This window comes from Algoriphagus sediminis, from assembly GCF_030403435.1.
Classification (GTDB): Bacteria; Bacteroidota; Bacteroidia; order Cytophagales; family Cyclobacteriaceae; genus Algoriphagus; species Algoriphagus sediminis.
Genome location: NZ_JAUEPH010000004.1, coordinates 326473 through 346286, shown reverse-complemented (window position 1 = coordinate 346286; position 19814 = coordinate 326473). Strand labels below are relative to the sequence as shown.

General features: G+C 41.0%; 15 protein-coding genes. 6 read left to right on the top strand and 9 right to left on the bottom strand.

Translation table 11 applies throughout. From position 1 onward, the window contains the following. Nucleotide 1: 1 nt before the first annotated feature. From QVH07_RS10835 to topA, 5 genes are all read right to left on the bottom strand, one after another. Nucleotides 2-904, bottom strand: coding sequence for a DUF5996 family protein (locus tag QVH07_RS10835; RefSeq protein ID WP_290000311.1), 903 nt, complete (start codon nucleotides 902-904; stop codon nucleotides 2-4). Between the two features lie 60 nt (nucleotides 905-964). Then, nucleotides 965-1654, bottom strand: coding sequence for an SIR2 family NAD-dependent protein deacylase (locus QVH07_RS10830; protein WP_290000309.1), 690 nt, complete (start codon nucleotides 1652-1654; stop codon nucleotides 965-967). Then, on the bottom strand, nucleotides 1651-3210 hold the full coding sequence (locus tag QVH07_RS10825) for a sugar porter family MFS transporter (protein WP_290000307.1): 1560 nt from the start codon (nucleotides 3208-3210) through the stop codon (nucleotides 1651-1653). Before QVH07_RS10825 ends, QVH07_RS10830 begins: the two co-directional genes overlap by 4 nt. 69 nt (nucleotides 3211-3279) lie before the next feature. After that, entirely contained in the window at nucleotides 3280-4521 is a 1242-nt protein-coding gene (locus tag QVH07_RS10820; RefSeq protein ID WP_290000306.1) for a carboxypeptidase-like regulatory domain-containing protein, read from the bottom strand. Nucleotides 4522-4528: 7 nt separating this feature from the next. Then, nucleotides 4529-6850, bottom strand: a complete 2322-nt coding sequence (gene topA / locus QVH07_RS10815) for a type I DNA topoisomerase (RefSeq protein ID WP_290000305.1) — start codon at nucleotides 6848-6850, stop codon at nucleotides 4529-4531. Nucleotides 6851-7000: 150 nt separating this feature from the next. On the opposite strand from topA, the gene QVH07_RS10810 reads away from it, so the two are divergent. After that, on the top strand, nucleotides 7001-7468 hold the full coding sequence (locus QVH07_RS10810; RefSeq protein ID WP_290000302.1) for a SixA phosphatase family protein: 468 nt from the start codon (nucleotides 7001-7003) through the stop codon (nucleotides 7466-7468). Nucleotides 7469-7517: 49 nt separating this feature from the next. On the opposite strand, the gene QVH07_RS10805 is transcribed toward QVH07_RS10810, so the two are convergent. Beyond that, complete coding sequence (locus tag QVH07_RS10805; protein WP_290000300.1) at nucleotides 7518-8288, bottom strand: 3-keto-disaccharide hydrolase; 771 nt, start codon at nucleotides 8286-8288, stop codon at nucleotides 7518-7520. Nucleotides 8289-8388: 100 nt separating this feature from the next. Between QVH07_RS10805 and ypfJ the strand changes: the two genes are divergently transcribed. Beyond that, complete coding sequence (ypfJ, locus tag QVH07_RS10800; protein ID WP_290000298.1) at nucleotides 8389-9285, top strand: KPN_02809 family neutral zinc metallopeptidase; 897 nt, start codon at nucleotides 8389-8391, stop codon at nucleotides 9283-9285. Between the two features lie 6 nt (nucleotides 9286-9291). Here the strand turns inward: ypfJ and QVH07_RS10795 are convergent, their stop codons facing one another. Next, the gene (locus QVH07_RS10795; RefSeq protein WP_290000295.1) at nucleotides 9292-10512 is read right to left on the bottom strand and encodes an Nramp family divalent metal transporter; all 1221 of its coding nucleotides are present in this window, start codon (nucleotides 10510-10512) and stop codon (nucleotides 9292-9294) included. A gap of 72 nt (nucleotides 10513-10584) precedes the next feature. On the opposite strand from QVH07_RS10795, the gene QVH07_RS10790 reads away from it, so the two are divergent. The 4 genes from QVH07_RS10790 (at nucleotide 10585) to QVH07_RS10775 (ending at nucleotide 15766) form a co-directional block, all read left to right on the top strand. Then, nucleotides 10585-11598 (top strand): alpha/beta fold hydrolase, encoded by a 1014-nt coding sequence (locus tag QVH07_RS10790; RefSeq protein WP_290000293.1) that lies wholly within the window; start codon nucleotides 10585-10587, stop codon nucleotides 11596-11598. Further along, a complete protein-coding gene (locus QVH07_RS10785; protein ID WP_290000291.1) occupies nucleotides 11591-12829 on the top strand; it encodes a DNA recombination protein RmuC in 1239 nt (412 codons plus the stop codon). The genes QVH07_RS10790 and QVH07_RS10785 overlap by 8 nt, the downstream gene beginning before the upstream one ends. Before the next feature lie 138 nt (nucleotides 12830-12967). Continuing rightward, on the top strand, nucleotides 12968-14314 hold the full coding sequence (trkA, locus tag QVH07_RS10780; RefSeq protein WP_290000290.1) for a Trk system potassium transporter TrkA: 1347 nt from the start codon (nucleotides 12968-12970) through the stop codon (nucleotides 14312-14314). A gap of 3 nt (nucleotides 14315-14317) precedes the next feature. Then, nucleotides 14318-15766 (top strand): TrkH family potassium uptake protein, encoded by a 1449-nt coding sequence (locus tag QVH07_RS10775; RefSeq protein WP_290000289.1) that lies wholly within the window; start codon nucleotides 14318-14320, stop codon nucleotides 15764-15766. Here the strand turns inward: QVH07_RS10775 and QVH07_RS10770 are convergent. Together QVH07_RS10770 and QVH07_RS10765 are read right to left on the bottom strand one after the other, a co-directional pair. Further along, nucleotides 15763-18222 carry a ligase-associated DNA damage response DEXH box helicase gene (locus QVH07_RS10770; protein WP_290000287.1) on the bottom strand — a complete coding sequence of 820 codons (2460 nt, stop codon included), beginning with the start codon at nucleotides 18220-18222 and terminating at the stop codon, nucleotides 15763-15765. The genes QVH07_RS10775 and QVH07_RS10770 overlap by 4 nt on opposite strands. Beyond that, nucleotides 18212-19804: an ATP-dependent DNA ligase gene (locus QVH07_RS10765; RefSeq protein WP_290000285.1), complete on the bottom strand. Its 1593-nt coding sequence runs from the start codon at nucleotides 19802-19804 to the stop codon at nucleotides 18212-18214. The genes QVH07_RS10770 and QVH07_RS10765 overlap by 11 nt, the downstream gene beginning before the upstream one ends. Nucleotides 19805-19814: the final 10 nt, after the last annotated feature.

The following is a 19814-nucleotide window of genomic DNA, read 5'->3' as shown; positions in this document are numbered from 1 at the left end:
CTTAGAATTTGGTTTCAAGAGCTTCAGTGTCCCAGCCTGCGACCTTAGCACCCGCATCATAGGCTGAATTTAAAAATTCTAAAAGAGTTTTGTTACCATTGGCTGATTTTTGCACCACATTATAAGGAAGCATGAATTCCCCGAGATTGTCATTCCAATAGGCCTCCTTTGGCTTTACCTTTTCTTTTCGGAATTCGGGTAGGTTTGGATAGATATAAGCATAAAATGAGGGTTCTGGGAAATCTTTATTTCCAGGCCAGAAACCTACACTAAAGAGCTCATGGGAGTATGCTTCCTGCATTATGCTTTGCGGCATATTGGGTAAAACACCCTCAAACTTTGGGGCAAGTCTTCCTGAAAATCGCGTAAATGCCAAATCAAACGATCCCCAAAAGAAATGAATGGGACTGCATTTTCCGGCGAAATTCTCACCGAACTCCAAGAAAGTCCTTTTTATACAAATCAGAGCTTTCCAGAAATTTTTGGCCGCTGTGGGATTATATGGAACTCTCTTGGTGTTTTTTGGGAACGGTATGGCATTGGGAATTTCATTTGGGGTGTTGTTAATCTTTACTTTCACTCCCAGATAATCCAGCTTTTCCATCAATTGCTCATGAAAGCTAGCCACCGTCTGACCCGCCAAAGCAAATTTATCCTGACGTCCTGAGCTGGTTTTAATCTTCAACTCATGCCTGTTAAAATCGAATTTAATTTCAAAAATACCTGGCTCATATGGTATGGGGCCAGTTGTGAGGCCTTCTGAATTGGGGTATAAGGTGACATGCCATGAATGATTTTTTCTTGGTGAAAGCTTCAGTCTGACTTTACCAACTATTTGAGTCCATTGATGGAGAAGTTCAAAAGTATTCTCGCTCTCCTCGAATTTGATTTCAGGCCACTTCATATTTACCTGTTAAAAATGATGAACGTGTAATTTATAAGAAATGAAGTTTGTTTAAAACCACTACCTCTTATTTAGTATGGATTTAAACCTTTCCATGCCATTTACCGCTTTATCTTGGATCTGTATTACATTTTGGCGATTGTAGGTTGTAATCGGTTGCGGATCAATTAGGTAAATGGGTTTAGATTTGGGGACAAAATCTATCAAACTGGCGGCAGGATAAACCTGAAGGGATGTTCCTATTACCAAAAACAGATCGGCTTTTCTGGTAATTTCAATAGCGGGATCCATAGCAAAAACCGGCTCTCCAAACCATACTACATTTGGTCTAAGTTGACTTCCTCTCTCACATTTATCTCCAAGGTTTATGTCAATGATAGACAGGTCATAAATGAGTTTGGGATCAAGTGAACTCTGGGCTTTAAACAGTTCTCCATGAAGATGTAAAACCTTTGATGAACCAGCTTTCTCATGAAGGTTATCTACGTTTTGGGTTATAATGTGTACATCAAATTCCCTTTCCAATTCTACCAAGGCATGATGAGCCCCATTAGGCTTGCAATTACGTGCCTGTTTTCGCCTTTGATTGTAGAAATCCAAAACTAACTCTGGATTTCTTGCCCAGCCTTGAGGGGACGCTACTTCCATTACATCATGACCTTCCCAAAGTCCGCCGCTATCACGGAAAGTTTTTATTCCACTTTCAGCGGAAATACCTGCCCCAGAAAGCACGACCATTTTTTGCTTCATTTTACCAATTCTTCTTCTAGTTCTTCCAATGATTTTCCTTTCGTTTCAGGGATTACTCTAACAATGAAGACCAATCCAAACGCCGCAAAAACTCCATAAATGAGAAAGGTTATTGAACTGCCCAATACCTCTAATTCCCAAGGGAAAATCCACTGGACTAAAAAGCTTACTGCTGAATTAATCAATCCTACAAAGGAAATGGCGATTCCACGTATTCTATTTGGGAATAATTCTGAAAAAAGCACCCACATTACTGGTCCAATTGAAATTGCAAACGACGCTACAAACCCTAGGATTGCGAATAAAATCAGCATAGTATTCATCTGAATGGACGAATTGACTAAGTCAGTTTTGTTTTCAATAAAAAGTTCCTTGCCAATTATGGATTCAACTGCAGATTGAAATTCTCCTTCAGATTCATAAGTGTTGCCCACTATTTCATTCCATTCAAAGCTTCTCACTCCTTCGGGAAGAGTGGAAATGACACTTTCTTGGAGCGTGAAAGTTGCACTCTGGAAGCCATAGGATAACAAAAACATAGCAATCGCTATTCCTGCCACTCCGAAGGTAAGGAGAGGTTTCCTACCTAGCTTGTCAATGAATATCATGGCCAAAATGGTGAAACCTAAATTCACCAACCCTACTAAAATAGCTTGTACAAAGGCCGCATCTGTTCCTAATCCACTCTGTTCAAAAATTAATGGAGCATAGAAAAACACAGAGTTTATTCCTGTGATTTGTTGGAGGATAGCCACAACTATTCCTATGGTGAGAACCAACCGCATAGAAGGAGCAAAGAGGTCTACGAAGTTTCCTTTGTCTTCATTTGCTTCCGAAGCAATCGCTAAAGTAATGTCCTTGATTTGTTTTTTGGCTACCTCTTCACTGGCCAATCGAGAAATGGTCTTGTAAGCTTCCTTCATTTCTCCATGCATAACACACCATCTCGGGCTTCTCGGAACAAAAAATAATCCCAGAAAATAAAGCACAGCCGGTAGGGTTTCTAACCCAAGCATCCATCGCCAGTTATTTTCATCAAACTTTAGGGCCAATGCCCACTCTGCATCACTTTTTCCTAATTGGAGAATCAGGTAATTGGTGAAAAATGCCAGCGAAATACCTATTACAATATTCAATTGGTTGAAAGAAACCATACGTCCCCGAAGTTGAGGAGGAGAAATTTCGGCAATGTACATGGGAGCTAAAATCAAAGATGCTCCAACACCAAAACCGCCAACCATCCTTGCTACTACTAGCCAAATGAAGGTGGGTGCCAAGGCAGATCCGATAGCCGAAATAGCATAAAGAATCGCTGCATACCTTAGAACTGTCCTTCTGCCAAGCTTATCACTTAATGGTCCAGCTAGCATCATAGCCAAAGTCGCTGTTAGTGTTAAGGATGCTACGGACCAACCTAGCTCTAAGGAGCTTAAGTTAAACTCTGGTTCAATGAATTTTACAACTCCTGAGATAACAGAAGCATCAAACCCCATTAAAAGTCCTCCCAGTGCTACTATAAGTGCAATAGAGACAATAGATGTGTTTTTATTTTTCACTTAAAAAGAGAAATGATACCTTCTAAGATGGGGAAAAAATTAGATATTACTCACCGGGGGAAGGTAACCTTAATATTCAGCCCTCCAAGGAATATTCTCGGGCAAGTAGTCCAATGGCATCAAATCTCCTACCTTTTCCCATGCCATGTATCCTTCGAAAAGTAAGCCAAATGTGTCAGAATACGTACCATTTGGGAATATTTCAAAATCAGAATTAAGCTGGTCGATTATGCTTTTTTGAAATGAAACATTCTTTGCATTCGCTGATCCTACATAATTTATTTCCTCATTTTCCTTAAGATAAGACACCTGAATCAAATCTTTAATCTCCAGAAAAACCCTTCCATCATCGGTTCGGCGAATGAAGGAGTCAGGGCTAATTTCAGTATCAATCAACTGACGGGCAAACTCAGGTAATTTTTCCTTATTGAGAAAATTAATTCTAAGTGAGTCTTTAACTTCTTGATTTTCTGATGCTGAGTATATTTTCTTCGCTTCATCAATCAACTCTTGAGACGGTCTTTCAGGGTTGGGTATTCTTCTGATTTCTTTGAAAATGTACCCTTGTTCTATTGCTTTCCCAAAGTATAGCGCTTGCATTAAATGCTGAATACTTCCGTAATAAGCCCGATCCCTATTTTTAATGACTCTTTTGAGCTTCCTATTATTTAAACTTTCGTCATTTCTGAATAGGGCATTACCACCATAAACAACTCTTCCCTCTTTTCTCGATAAACTAAACTGTTTCAGAATATAATCTATTTGGTACCCAAGGTTCTCATTCACAATTTTTAGAACCTCAGTTGAACTGACCACAAGCTCTCCTGGGCTGCTTTCTGCATTAAGGATCAATGATTCTTCATTAAGAATCTCTGTTTTTCTGGAATTAATTGAAGATCCTAGAAAGTTGTTTTTAAAGGTTTTAAGATTTCTATACCAGCTGGGATCCCTTTCCTCCTCTACCTGAATTTCCTCCAGCTCCTGTTCACTTTCCAAAAGTTCAACTCTGTAACCTTGTGGTGCTAATTGATTTGTATTGATAAAAAATGTAAGCGTTTCGTAGCCTAAAAGTCTCACGATGACTTCATAATTTCCATCAGGCACATCTATCTCAAACTCCCCCTCCAGATTAGCAACAGCCCCAAAAGTGGTATTATTCAAGTAAATCGTAACATAGGGAACCGGTGTTTTGGATTTGGCCTCTACCACTCGCCCATAGAATTTGTTTTGGGCGAAGGCCTGAAAAACAGGAAATAAAAAAAAGGCCAACAAAAGCGTTTTTAACAGTTTTGCTGGCCTTTTTTCTTTCATTGAGCTTTTATTTTTTCTTGGCAAATCGACCTCGTTTTTTCGGTTCCGGTTGGTTTTCAATTATTTCAACCGTCTCTTCATAAGTCAAATCTTCAGCTACTTTATCCTTTGGAATTTTATAATTCTTTTTTCCGAATTTGATGTAGGGCCCCCATCTACCATTTAGCAATTGGATGTCCGGGTTTTCGTCAAAGGTTTTGATATGCTTTTTGGCATCTGCCTCACGCTTTGCTTTGATTAACTCAATCGCCTCTTCCTCTGTTACGCTTAGGGGGTCATATTCCTTTGGAAGGGAAACGAAAGAACCGTCATGTCGGATATAAGGACCGAAACGTCCTATAGCTGCGACCATTTTTTTATCCTCAAACATCCCAACATCTCTAGGGAGCTTAAAGAGCTCCAAAGCATCCTCAAGAGTAATGTTTTCTATGAATTGACCTTTCTTGAGACTTGCGAATTTTTTATCCTCATCCTCGCTATCCCCAATCTGAACCAAAGGTCCGAACCTGCCTAGCCGGGCCGTGACTGGTTTGCCGTTCTCAGGATGCTTACCGATCAATCGACTGGATTTGATATCCTCTCTAGCTACCTGTTCGGTTTCCTCTACTTTAGGATGGAACTTACCGTAGAAGTTGTCGATCATATCCTGCCATACCACCCCTCCATGGGCGATATCGTCAAATTCCTTTTCTACTCTGGCTGTGAAATTAAAATCAATCACATTTGGAAAATGATCCACCAAAAAGTCATTTACCACCATGGCAATATTGGTAGGGAAAAGTTTATTCTTTTCCGCTCCTGTGATTTCTGTCTTTTTCTCTTCTTTGAATTTGCCTTCGGCAATCAACATTTCTACATAATCACGATCCTTACCGTCCCTTGATTCCTTAATGACGTAATCTCGTTTTTGTATAGTAGAGATGGTAGGTGCATAAGTAGAGGGTCGCCCTATACCAAGTTCTTCAAGCTTTTTCACAAGAGAAGCTTCGGTATATCTTGGGGCTGATCTGGTAAATGATTCTCGCCCTTTCATCTCTACTAAATCAAGGTTTTGACCAACCTGAATAGGAGGAAGAATACCCTTTTCTGACTTTTCATTCTCATCTTCCTCGTCGTCCGTATCCTCTAAATAAACTTTAAGGAATCCTTCAAACTTAATCACCTCACCATTCGCAACGAGCTTTTGGGGTTGATTTGAAATCCCAATGGTTACCGTAGTTTTCTCAAGTTTGGCGTCTGCCATTTGAGAAGCAATTGCTCTTTTCCAGATAAGCTCATATAGCCTTTGTTCGTTTCTGTCTCCTGAAGCCTGCAATGTAGAGAAATCGGTAGGTCTGATGGCTTCGTGAGCTTCCTGAGCACCTTCAGACTTGCTTTTATATTTTCTTGGCTTATGAAAATCATCACCATAAGCACTCTTAATCTCCTTCTCCGCAGAAGCCATAGCCTCATTTGAAAGGTTCAGGCTGTCTGTTCTCATGTAGGTGATCTTACCCGCTTCATATAGCTTCTGAGCAACAGACATAGTTTGAGCAACCGAAAAATATAACTTTCGGCTCGCCTCTTGTTGCATGGTTGAAGTAGTAAATGGAGGAGCAGGGGATTTCTTTGCAGGCTTTTTCTCAAGATTTTCTACGGAGAAATTGGCGTCGAGACATTTCTTTAAAAATTCTTCAGCTTCCTCTTTCGTCTCAAATTTCTTAGGAAGTTCTGCCTTAAAGCTTTTTCCATCAGCGGTAAAAATGGCTGTAATCTTAAAGCTGGAAACCGCTTTATGCTTTTCAATTTCCCGCTCACGTTCTACGATCAGTCGAACTGCTACAGATTGAACTCTTCCCGCAGATAGTCCTGTTTTTATTTTCTTCCAAAGTATAGGAGAGAGCTCAAAGCCCACTAATCGATCTAGGATTCTTCTTGCCTGCTGGGCATTCACTAAGTCATAGTCAATCCCTCTGGGATTTTCGATCGCCTTAGAAATTGCATTTTTCGTGATTTCCCTAAACACAATCCTTTTGGTGGACTCATCTTTTAGATTCAAAACCTCCTTTAAATGCCATGAAATGGCTTCTCCTTCACGGTCATCATCACTTGCCAGGTAGATTGTCTCTGCATCCTTAGCTAGTTTTTTTAGGTTTTTGATTACTTCCTTTTTGTCAGGCGTAACTTCGTAGGTCGGCTTGAATTTATTTTCCTTATCTATTGCTTTATCACCCTTTGGTAGATCACGCACATGGCCATATGAGGACACTACTTTAAAGTCTTTTCCAAGGTAACCTTCAATGGTTTTCGCTTTGGCGGGGGACTCGACTATTACTAGGTTTTTTGACATCTGTGCGGTTTTTTATTCCGGAATTTTATCCGATTGAACAAGCCAAAAATAGACGGCTTTGTTTTCTCCTCCAAATTAATAGTTCGCCGAGCAAAGGAATTGGATGAGTTTTTGATGCTTAAATCGTGTAGTTTATCTTAGATACAGGGAGTGAAAAAACTATTTTTATTAAGACACGGTGAGGCTGGTTTTGCAAAGACCACAGACTTCAATAGGGAATTGACACCTAATGGAATTCATCAATTGATCAAACTCACCCTTGAAGTTGCCAAGGAAGTTCCGAGTATTGATTATATGCTTTGTTCTACGGCGCAAAGAACCAGACAGACTGCTCAGGTCATTGAGGAAGGAATATCCATTACGGAGAAAGAATATCGTCAGGAGATTTACTCAGGGAAGTTGAAAGACCTTCTTTCGATGATCGAGGAATTACCGGAAAGGGTTAATTCATGTCTATTGGTAGGACACAATCCTATCATTTCTCTTTTATTAGCGCAGCTCACGGGATCGGATTACAGAAATATGTCTCCCGGGACTTTAGCAAACTTAGATTTAGAAGTAGCAGATTGGCAAATGATTGGAATGGATACCTGCTCCATTTCCTGGATTAAAAATTAAGAAGGCTTTCCGATGGGGAAAGCCTTCTTAATTTGTTTTAAACAAAAGTTTAAAAGTTTGTATCAGGAGCCTTTAGCTTCATCTTTTTAATCCAGATGTTTCGATACATAACGTCATATCCCTCAGCCTGTAGTTTTAATCCTCCTGGCCGATCAGTGATCCCTTTGCCACCGTCATTTCCACCATCCAATCCAGAGTTGGGTCCGCCCCAAACCTGCTGAATTTCTTTGTCTTCATGGATTTTTACTCCATTGAAATAAACTGTAGCTCTTGGTTTCTCGACCAGTTTCCCATCTTTGAATCGGGCCGCACGGAACATGATATCATACGAGTTCCATTTTCCAACGCCGTTGTAAGCTTCTTCTGAAGGAAGGTGCTCATTAATTAATGCCGCCATTCCATGAATTCCATAGTCGCCATCTAAAATCTGAACCTCGTAACGGTTTTGGAGATAAACACCAGAGTTGCCACCTTCTTCATTGATCAAAAATTCCACATGGGCACGAAAGTCTTCGAATTTATCCTTGGTTACAATATCTGCTGCACCGTAAAGCCCACCAGCTGCCGCAGGATCATTACTGCTAATCACGGGCTCTCCAGTAACCGGGTCTTTGGCATCCAACCATTTAATTGGCATTTCTGTGGAGAATCTTGGGCCTTCCCAATATTCCCAATGCTTATCAAGCATTTCGCGGGTGCCATCCATATATAGCTTTGCACCTTTTATGGGTTCTGCACCGACACCAATTTGGCTCCAAGCCGGAACGGTAAAAGAAATTAGAATAAGAGAAAATAAGAGTTTCGGGAAAGTATTTTTCATGGTTATCTACTGGGTTATTAACTTTAGAAAGTAATTTAAGGCTAGTGCAACAATTATTTAGCGTATTTTTTAATTTTATTACCTCAGAATTTTATAAAGCATGAAATGGCAGGGTAGAAGGAAAAGTACTAATGTGGAGGATCGTCGTGGCCAGAGTGCCGGACGCCCAGGTGGTGGTATTAACCCCTACCTTATTGTACCCCTGATTAAATTTCTCTTTTCAAAAACCGGACTGGTCATTGTAGGAATTCTGCTGGTCATCTCTTTCCTGACAGGAACGAATCCATTATCATTCATAGGGGGATTTGTAGGAGGTACAGGTGTTCCTACTGAAGTTGCTACAGACTACCAACCCAGCCCTGAAGAGGAATTAATGGCTGATTTCTGTGCCACCATTTTATATGATACTGAAGTGGTTTGGAGCAGTTTGATAGATAATTATGAAGAGCCCACGCTGGTGTTGTTTACAAATTCTGTCTCCTCGGCATGCGGAATGGCTTCAAGTGCATCGGGTCCTTTTTATTGTCCTGCGGACAAAAAGCTTTATATCGATCTCAGCTTCTTCAAAGAAATGGAAACTAAGCTAAATGCCCCGGGTGATTTTGCATGGGCGTATGTAATAGCCCATGAAGTAGGGCATCACATTCAAAATTTAATGGGGATAACCGATGAAGTGCAAAAATTGAGGGGTAGCGTGAGTCAAAAAGAGTACAATGAATATTCTGTCAGGCTTGAATTGCAAGCTGATTTTCTGGCAGGTGTATGGGCACACCATAGTCAGAAGACTGCGGCAATGATGGAACAAGGAGACCTTGAGGAGGCTCTTAATGCAGCAAATGCTATAGGGGATGACAGGTTGCAAAAACAAGCCACAGGAAGAGTGGTTCCAGATTCTTTTACTCACGGAACCTCCAAACAACGTATGGCTTGGTTTTCAAAAGGTTTTGCTACTGGAGATTTAAGTCAGGGAGATACATTTGGCCAGGCCGATCTTTAATTCTGTCTAAGCAAAAACCAGGCTTACACTTTTTATACCTAAGGCCAGGGTCATTAACCAAATCAAAACCCCAAAAATAAGCCCACTTCTTCTGGTGGCGTACTTTCCCAAGATCCCTTTTTGGGCTGAAAGCCAAAGTATCCAACCACTCACCAAGGGAAGCAATATTCCATTTGCCAGCTGTGCCGTGACTATTAGTTGGACCGGTGTGATTCCAAATGAAGAAAAAATTAAACCAAGAGAGACTGTAGAAATCATAACCCATCTCATGGGTTTTGAGGAGATATTTTGATCCCACCCAAATAATCCGCAAACCACCAGACCTGTGGCCAAAGGGGCTGTGATAGAAGAGGTGATTCCTGCTCCGAATAGGCCAATAGCAGTTAAATATTTGGCAGTTTTTCCTAAGGTTAATTCCAATCCTTTCGAAAGATCCACAACAGAATTGATCTCAGTACTGGGGTTCGAGGCTCCAACGACTATAATTGCCATTGAGACAATCCCACCTAGAACAACAGAAATCCAGATGTCTTTGCGCATAGCTCCTATTTCAGAAGCGGCTTCCCACTGCTTTTTTGCCAGGCTGGCGTAAAGAAAGAGATTGTAGGGTACCACGGTCGTTCCAATTATAGAGGCGATGAGCAATAGGTTTTCAGAGTTTACCCTTGGTATAAAGCCTTTTGCTAGAGTGGTAATTTCTGGTAAAACCATAAAAGCAGTGACCAAAAAGGAGACAGATAAAACGATGACTAGTCCGGTCAGTACGTTTTGCAGGGTTTTAAATGAACCATACCATAAAAGAGCAAGAGCCAGAACACCCGCCAGCAGGTTAGTTGGCTTGATGGAAAAGGTTTCAGGTATTACCTTTGTAGGGTTAATAATCACATCCAGACCAAGAGCAGCACCAGTAAGGTTCCCGGATTCATAGGCGGCATTTCCAAGGGCTATCGCCAGTAGTACCAAAGGAAGAGCAAACCACTTTAGTAGTATTCCCAAATCAGAATCTCTCAGGATTTCACTTAAATCTTTTTTTGTGATCACCCCAAGCCGTCCAGAGGCTTCCTGTAAAAAGCCGGTGATTAGGATGGAGATGAGCATAGCCCACATTAGACTGTATCCCCAGTTAACCCCAGCGAGTGTGCAAACTGTGACTGTGCCTGGCCCAATAAATGCGGCAGCCACGATGGGGCCTGGTCCGATGGATTTAAAAATTTCTTTGATGTTCAAGGACTCGATTTTACTAAAAATAGAAATTATGGTACAATCTCTGTTTAACTTATGATATTCTAAATTTTATTTATGTTGAAAAAGGCACTTCGAGTTATTGTCTTTCTGGTTTTAGCAGTAATATTTTTTCTGCTAACCCTTTATCGTCCGGATCTTTCTCCTGAGTACGTTCAGGAAAAATATCAAACTGCGGAATCCATATTTCTTGATGTAGATGGCCAGCAGGTTCATTTACGCCTCATGGGCGAAGGGGAACCTGTGATCTTGGTGCATGGGAGTTTTTCCTCTCTTCACACCTGGGACATCTGGCAAAAAGAATTAAGCCCATATTTTCTGACCATTTCTCTTGATTTACCAGGACATGGACTGACTGGACCAAGTGAGGGTAAGCATTACTCAGTGAAAGATTACAGCATTTTGATTCGAAGAATCGCTGAAAAATTGGATTTGGAAAGCTTTCATATTGCTGGTAATTCTATGGGAGGAGCAGTGGCCATGCAGCTTTCCAGTGATCATCCTGAACTGGTTAAATCCTTGAATTTACTGAATTCATCTGCAGCTCCTAAAGGGGTTGAGGAACCCAGAACATTGGATTCCAATGAAGATTCTGGAAGGGACGAAGCCTTTATTTTCAAGCTTGCCAGAAACCCTGTCTTTTCAAAGCTCCTTTTGAAGTGTACCCCAAAATTTCTTTTCCAAATGAATATGGAGCAGGTTTATTTTGATGAAACAAAAATTTCAGAGGCAGTGATTGATCGCTATTATGAATTAATGCTTCGTGAAGGAAATAGACAAGCTACACTGGATCGACTAATGGCTCCAAGGGAAACAACTATTGATTACGACAATCTGACTATGCCTACTTTAATTACCTGGGGGAAGTATGATAATTGGATACCCCTTCGAAATGGGCAAGCCTTGCAGACTTCTATTAAAGGGTCAAAATTGAAAGTCTTCGAAAATGCAGGACATGTACCCATGGAGGAGATTCCGACGGAATCTGTCGGAGAATATTTAGCTTTTTTAGGGGTAGAGATCAGAAACGGTTACTTTTCTTCCCCTAAACTGATTTCTTCAAATGAGTGATTTCTTACTGATTGCTATTCTTATTTTTCAAATTTTCATTCTGGTATTTCTAGTTATCAGATCAAGGAATAAGCAGTCCCAGAGGTTATTAAATGAAGATTTTGCCCTTTTACGTAGGGAAATAAGCGCGGAGCTAGCCTCACTAAGGAAGGAATCCCAAAGTAACCTTACCCAGCAATTTGCTCTGGTTTTGGATAGTTTGGACAGGAATTCGAGAAATCAGTCAGATGGGTTAAAGGATTTTGGAAAGCTCTTCCAGCAAAACGTTGAGTCACTAAATAAAGCCCAAAAGGAAAAGCTTACAGAATTAAATCAAAATCAGAGAGACCTTTTAAGTTCCACAGAGCTACGCCTGGAAAAAATCAGAGAGACTGTGGATGAAAAGCTTCAGAAGACTCTGGAAGCAAGGCTAGGTCAATCCTTTGAAATGGTAAATAAACAACTCCAAGCGGTTCAGCAGGGGTTGGGTGAGATGCAGAATTTGGCTCAGGGAGTAGGAGATTTAAAAAAGGTTCTAACCAATGTTAAGTCAAGAGGGATTCTGGGTGAGTTTCAGCTTCAGGCAATTTTGGAGAATGTAATGAGTCCAGAACAATATCTCGTAAACACTTCAGTTCTTCCCAATAGCAGGGAGCGGGTAGAATTTGCGATTAAGATGCCAGGAGATAATCATCCGGTTCTATTGCCCATTGATTCTAAATTTCCACAAGAATCTTATCTCCGCTTGGTTGATGCTTATGAAAGCACTGACAATCAATTGATTAATGCTTATCGGCTCGAGTTATTTCAAAGTGTAAAGAAAGCAGCTTCTGATATTCGCAATAAGTATGTTCAGCCTCCGCATTCTACTGATTTTGCGATCTTATTTCTGCCCATGGAAAGCCTGTACGCGGAACTCCTTCGTGAACCGGGATTTGTCCAGAAAATTCAAATGGATTATCAGGTGGTCATCACAGGTCCCACCACTTTGACGGCTTTGTTGAATAGTTTACAGATGGGCTTTAAAACTTTGGCCATTCAAAAAAGAAGCTCTGAAGTCTGGCAAATTCTAGGAGCTGTGAAAACTGAATTTTCCAAGTTTGGAGATCTTTTGGATAAGACTCAAAGAAAATTGAATGAGGCGAATTCCGAACTTGATAAGCTAATCGGAACCAGGACAAGGGCTATTCAGAGGAAGCTAAAAGATGTGGAGGAAATCACTGAAGATGAACGCTCTAAGCTTCTAGATTAAGATTTGTTAATTGCTGGCGCACAATGAATTATTGGGTCATGATCATGGTTTTGTCTCTGAAATCAAAAAGAAACTGTTCAAAGTCTTATTGACATTGATAAAGATGTTAATTTTGGCTTCGAAATAGTACAATCCTACATGGGGCAGAATATAGTAATTGCAGGTTCAGGGGATATGGGATATCATTTGGCTGAGCAATTAAGTTACGATGATAAGGACATCATCCTTATAGATACTGACAGAGAGGTATTGGATTATGTCTCTTCAAAGCTGGACGTTTTAACCGTCCAGGGAGACGCAACCTCCTTTGAGGTTTTGCAGAGAGCAGATGTAGCCAATGCAAGTATGGTTTTGGCTGTAACAACCTCAGAGAAAACCAATCTCGTAACAGCCGTATTAGCTAAGCAGCTTGGTGCAAAGCGTGTAATGGCGCGAGTCAGAAATCACAGTTACCTGAACGAAGAGAATATCAAGTATTTCGAGAATATTGGAATTGATAATCTAATTTCTCCAACCATGCTCTGTAGCCGGGAAATCTTCAATATGATTGAGAATTCCAGTTTTACTGAGGTCTTCGATTTTGGAGGTGGAAAGCTGAATATTGTTGGGATCACCTTGGATAAATCCAATGCTCTTGTGGATCAAAGGATTATGGATATGAGTTCTGATCCTATTTTCGATGATATTAGAATCATAGCAATTTTAAGAGATCAAAAGACAATTATTCCAAGGGGAAGTACCATTATTCGAAATGGGGATCACGTTTTCTTTATTTCGAATAAAAAGAATACGGAAAGTGTTCTGGAATTGGTAGGTCAGAAAAAGGTAGCAGTAAAGAATGTAATGATCATCGGAGGCGATGATATGGCTCTCACCACCGCTTTAAGGCTTGAAGACAAATTCAGAGTGACCTTGGTGAATAAAGACAAGGAAAGGTGTAAATGGCTTGCTGAGCATCTGAAAAACACCCTCGTAATTACAGGTGATTATAAAAATATCGAGCTTTTAATCGAAGAGGGCCTCGAGCAGATGGATGCCTTTTTAGCTTTGACGGATTCTTCTGAAACCAATATTATCACCAGTCTTTCCGCAAAAAATCATGGGGTTTACAAAACCATAGCCCACGTGGATACTCGTGAGTATATCCATATTTCCCATAGTATCGGGGTGGATTCCCTGATCAATAAAAAATTGGTAGCTGCCAATGAGATCTCTCGCTTTCTTAAAAAAGGTACCGTAGAAGCGGTGTCTGGAATTTATGGGGTGGATGCGGAATTTATTCAGTATAGTGTTTGTAAAAATAACAGACTCACAAAGCATCCTTTGAGAGATCTTCATATCCCTGATTCAGCCATTGTGGCGGGTGTAATCCGAGGCGAGGAAGTGTTCATCCCGGATGGAGATTTCAATTTGCAGCTAAATGATAAGGCCATCGTTTTGGCATTGCCACAAGCAAGGAATACCTTGGAAAAACTTTTCCATTAACACATGATTCATTTCAAGGAAATTGCGAAGATCATGGGAGCCCTGATGGTGCTCATTGGTCTATTGATGCTTCCGGGGGCAGCCTTTTCCTTACACTATGGTGAGACCATTTTTCCCATAGTTGTTTCCGCATCAATTTCGCTTGTTATTGGCTTGATTCTCTTTTTCTCCTTTTCGAAGGATGATAGGAATATTAGAAAAAGGGAAGGCTACCTGATTGTGTCCTTGAGTTGGTTGGTAATGGCAATTTTTGGAATGCTGCCTTATCTTCTAAGCAAAGAAATTCCTTCTTTTTACGATGCGATTTTTGAGACCATGTCAGGTTTGACTACTACTGGAGCCTCGATTCTGACAGATATTGAAGCCATGCCTAAAGGCCTTCTTTTCTGGCGAAGTATGACTCAATGGATTGGCGGTTTAGGAATCATCGTACTTACGGTGGCTATATTTCCACTGTTGGGAATTGGAGGCATTGAGCTTTTTGTAGCGGAATCTCCTGGCCCAACATCAGATAAAGTTCATCCGAGAATCTCAGAAACAGCGAAAAGACTTTGGTACGTCTATGTAGGACTCACTCTTCTTGCAATGCTTTTATATTGGGCTGGAGGTATGACATTTTTTGATGCCATCAATCATGCATTGACTACTTTGGCCACAGGTGGATTCTCGACCAAAAATGCCAGCATGGCTTTCTATGACTCGGCCTTTATCCAGTATACTGCCATCTTTTTCATGTTCCTGGCCGGTACTAACTTCACGGTGATCTACTTTGGACTTCTTGGTAGGTTTAAAAGGGTATTTCGAAGCGATGAGTTTAAAACTTATGCTTTTTTCCTTCTCGGTATTTCGGTTATTCTGTATTACCCCATTGCCCAAAGGGCAGATTTCTCTGGAGAGGAAGCATTTAGAACTTCTCTTTTTCAAGTGGTTTCCCTAATTACAACAACAGGCTATGTGACAGATGATTACACCCAATACGGTCAAGGCGTCACTTTTTTATGTTTCATGCTTTTATTCCTAGGGGGCTCAGCGGGATCCACCGCTGGTGGGATTAAGTTTGTGAGACACCTGACTTTTATAAAAAATTCCTGGTTGGAATTTAAGCGATTGATCCATCCTCGGGCTGTAGTGCCTCTTCTAATCAATGGGGATAGAGTAACTACACGGATCATTACCCACATCATGAACTTCCTCTTAATTTATCTACTCACTTTCGTTCTTGGAGCATTAGTGATGTCACTGATCGGTTATGATTTACCCACTTCATTAGGGGCAGTAGCAACTTCACTCGGAAATGTAGGACCGGCAATTGGACAGGTGGGGCCGGTAGATAACTTTAGTTTTTTCTCTCCTTTCGCAAAGGTCTTTTTGTCCTTTATAATGCTTCTGGGGCGACTTGAATTGTTCACCATCTTGATTTTGTTCACTCCTTTCTTCTGGAGAACAAATTAATCCTGTACGCTGAATTCTGCCTGAATCTTGGCGATTCTATCTTCAATGCTCTCGGATGAAATGCTGGTTCGGCTCAGACGATCCACCATGATAGGGAAGGAGAAGGGCGTAAATTGTACAGGTTTTCTTATTTCTATTTTCTGATTATTGATCTTTGAAAGCGCATCAAACATTTTATTCTCCTCCATTTGATCATTTATGGCTTCATTTTGGGCTTGACGCAAAAGGAGATTATCAGGGTCATATGTTTCAAAAACCTGGAATAACAGGCTGGAATTGGATTGAATGTGCTTGAATGTCATGGGTTTTCCAGGATACCCCTGAAATACCAATCCGGATATCCCTGCAATTTCTCTGAATTTTCTCCTGGCCATTTCGCTTTCGTTTACACAGGCCAGAATGTCTTCTTTCATATTTTTGGTAGTGAAAAGATCCTCTGCGAGCAATTCCTCGATATCCAGATAGGTGTCTGAAAGGAGCTCAAACCCATAATCATTCATAGCAATACTGAAAGAAACAGGATAGCTCACTGAGATTCTGTAGGCAACCATGGCACTCATCAGCTCATGAATCATTCTTCCTTCGAAAGGATAAAAGAAGAGATGGTAACCTTCTTTAGACTGATGTGATTCAATAAGAAACTGATCTTTATCCGGGACTATGGATAGCTTTGACTGTAAGTCAAGAATAGGTAAAACCTGCTTCACTTCTTCAGAATTGCTGATTCCCATATTGTACTCTACCAGAATATCCCGAATCTTATCTGCTAGTTTCGAAGACAAAGACATCCGCGCTCCCATCCAACTCACGACATTATTTGACTTCTTATCGGAGACCTTAACAATAGCACTCATATCCTTAATCTGTAGAAGCTCAAGACTCCTGCCAGCAAAGAAAAAGCGATCGCCAATTTTTAGTTTTGTAATGAAATACTCCTCGACAGATCCCAGATACATCCCATTTTTAAACTTCACTTTCAGCGAAGCTTCAGAAACGATGGTCCCCATAGAAAGTCGGTGCTTCATAGCAATTTTTCTATTGTTGACTCTGTAAAGCCCATCTTCCATGATTTCTACCTTTCGGAAATCCTCATAGCTGCTAAGGGATTCACCACCTAGAGTGATAAAGTCCAGCGCCCATTTCATTTCCCTGCTGCTTAGCTTTTCATAGGCATGGGTGGATTTTATAATAGGGTAAACTTCCTCTGGTCTGAATCCTTCTCCCACAGCCAAAGTGACTAAAAACTGGATCAAGACATCATAGCAAAGAGTAGGGGAGCTTTGGGACTCCATATCTTTATCTTCAATGGCATTTCGTAAAGCTGAAGCTTCTATTAACTCAAGGGCATTGGTAGGAACAAAATATGCCTCTGAAGGCAATCCGGGTTGATGCCCTGCACGACCAGCTCTTTGCATAAACCTGGAAACCCCTTTAGGGCTTCCCACTTGAATCACCCTATCCACCGGTCGGAAATCCACCCCAAGATCGAGACTCGAGGTGCAAACCACCAACTTAAGTTTCCCCTCATGCAATGCATTTTCTACCCAAGCACGAACTTTCATATCCAGAGAACCGTGGTGCATGGCTACCCAACCCGCCCAATCAGGTCTGGCTTCAATTATTTTTTGATACCAAATTTCAGTTTGTGATCTGGTATTCGTGAATAGCAACCCAGACTGACCTTCTTCAATGATCGGGATTACTTTATCTAGCATTCGGATTCCTAAGTGACCCGTCCAAGGATACTTTTCGATCTCATCCGGGTAAACCGAATGAATGATAATTTCCTTTTCAATTTCAGCCTTGACAATATTTAGAGGGAGTTTATTTCCTAGTAGAACTTCACCTGCATTTTTTAGATTTCCCAAAGTGGCAGAAATTGCCCAACGCTTAAACTTATTAGGGCAAATAGCTTGAATGTAGCTCAATGCCAGTTGGACCTGAACTCCACGTTTATTTCCCACTAGTTCATGCCATTCATCAACAATGACTGCTTCGATATTTTTAAAAAGCCTTTTATGGTCCTTTTGTGCGATCAGCACGTGCAGTGTTTCAGGCGTAGTAATCAGGCATTCAGGAGGGTTTCTTTTGATTTGATTGCGGGTTTTTGGATCCGTATCTCCATTTCTCACCTGAACCTTCCAAGGCAACCCTACGGTCTCACAAACTTCCTGCATGGCAAGCTGAATGTCCTGTGCCAAAGCTCTCAACGGCGAAACCCAAATAATTTGAATTCCATTTTTTCTGGGCTTTTGCCAGTCTTCAGGGTGTTTTAGGATATAACTCAAAATTACAGGAAACCAAAGGGCCAGGGTTTTGCCAGATCCCGTGGGAGCATTTAATAGCCCTGATTTCCCATCCAGATATTGTTGCCATGCCTTAATTTGAAAGGGAAAAGGTTTCCATCCTTTTGAGCGGAAATACTCAAGGGCAACTTCAAATCTTTTATCCTCCATAAAGATTCAGCATGTCTTTCAGATCTTCAAGGCTATTCGCTTCCTCCTTTGGTTTATCCTTTCTCCAGCGGGAAATTCTTGGAAATCGAAGAGCAATTCCACTTTTATGCCTCGAGCTTTTTTGAATTCCTTCAAAAGCAATTTCGAAAACCAACTCGGCCGTTACTGTTCTCACAGGCCCAAATCGCTCTCTTGTATTCTTCTTTACAAAAGCATCTACTTCTCTCATCTCGGCATCTGTAAGTCCAGAATATGCCTTGGCGAAGGGCACCAAAGCGTCACCGTCCCATACGGCCAGTGTATAATCAGAATATAAATCTGCTCTTCGACCATGTCCTTTTTGAGCATAGATCATTACTCCGTCTATGGTCAGCGGATCAATTTTCCATTTCCACCAACCTCCTCTTTTTCGTCCCGCTTCATAACTTGAGGATTTCTCCTTTAGCATGAAGCCTTCTGCAAAATACTTTCTGGACTCTTCCCTAAGATCCTTCAGCTCTTCCCAGCTTTCACCGACGATAGGAGAAGAGATTTCAAGATTTGGATGAGGGTTTTGGATAACTAGATTTTCTAGGGTTTGCCTTCTTTGGTGTAAGGGCTTTGATCGAAGATCTTTTCCATCAAACTCCAAAAGGTCGTAAGCTAGAAGACTAATTGGGGCATCCTGGAGTAGTTTTTTGCCGACTGTTTTTCTCCCAATTCTCGTCTGAAGCAGGTTAAAGGGTAAAGGGCCTCCATCCCGAAAAGCCAAAATCTCTCCATCCAGGACCGTTCCGTTAGGTAGGCTTTCTCCGAGACTGACGAGTTCAGGAAATTTATCGTTTACCAATTCCTCGCCTCGGCTCCAAACAAATACTTCATCGCTCCTTTTTATTAATTGACCGCGGATTCCATCCCATTTCCATTCTACTTGCCAATCCGAAACAAGCCCCAAGTCCTTAACATCTTTTTCCAATGGATGAGCGAGGAAAAAAGGATAAGGCTTAGATAAATCTTTTTTGGAACTATCCGTACTCAGCAATTCTTCATATGTAATCTCCGCTGGATTCCAGTCTCCCATCAGACAGTGGGACACTGTTGATTTTTCCATTTCTAAATGACCAGATAGAGCTTGGGTGATGAGATTTTGAGAAACCCCAATTCTAAATCCTCCTGTGAGAATTTTATTGAAAATAAAGCACTCAGTTTTATTCAGTTTTGACCAGGCAGATAGAATTTTTTCTTTCTTTTCCGCTTCTTCTTTATCACTTAAGTCCATTAGATACCTAATCCATTCTGCTAAGGCTAGATCTGATTTTGTACTTGGGTGTGGTAAAAGTAGGGCGATTGTTTCAGCAAGGTCGCCTACTGTGTGGTAAGATTCTTCAAATAGCCAGTGGGGAATTCCGCTTTTTTCAATGCACCATTCTCTCAATTGATTGGTTTTTACTTGTCTTTTGGGTCTTCGATGAGTGAAAAGGGCGATTGCCCAGACCTTATCCTCATTACTTGCCTCATCAAAAAATTGCGTCAAGGCTGTGATTTTATCCTTGGTTTTATTGGATACGTCAAGTGCTGAAATTAGTTGTGCAAAGTGTAGCATTCGATTAAAA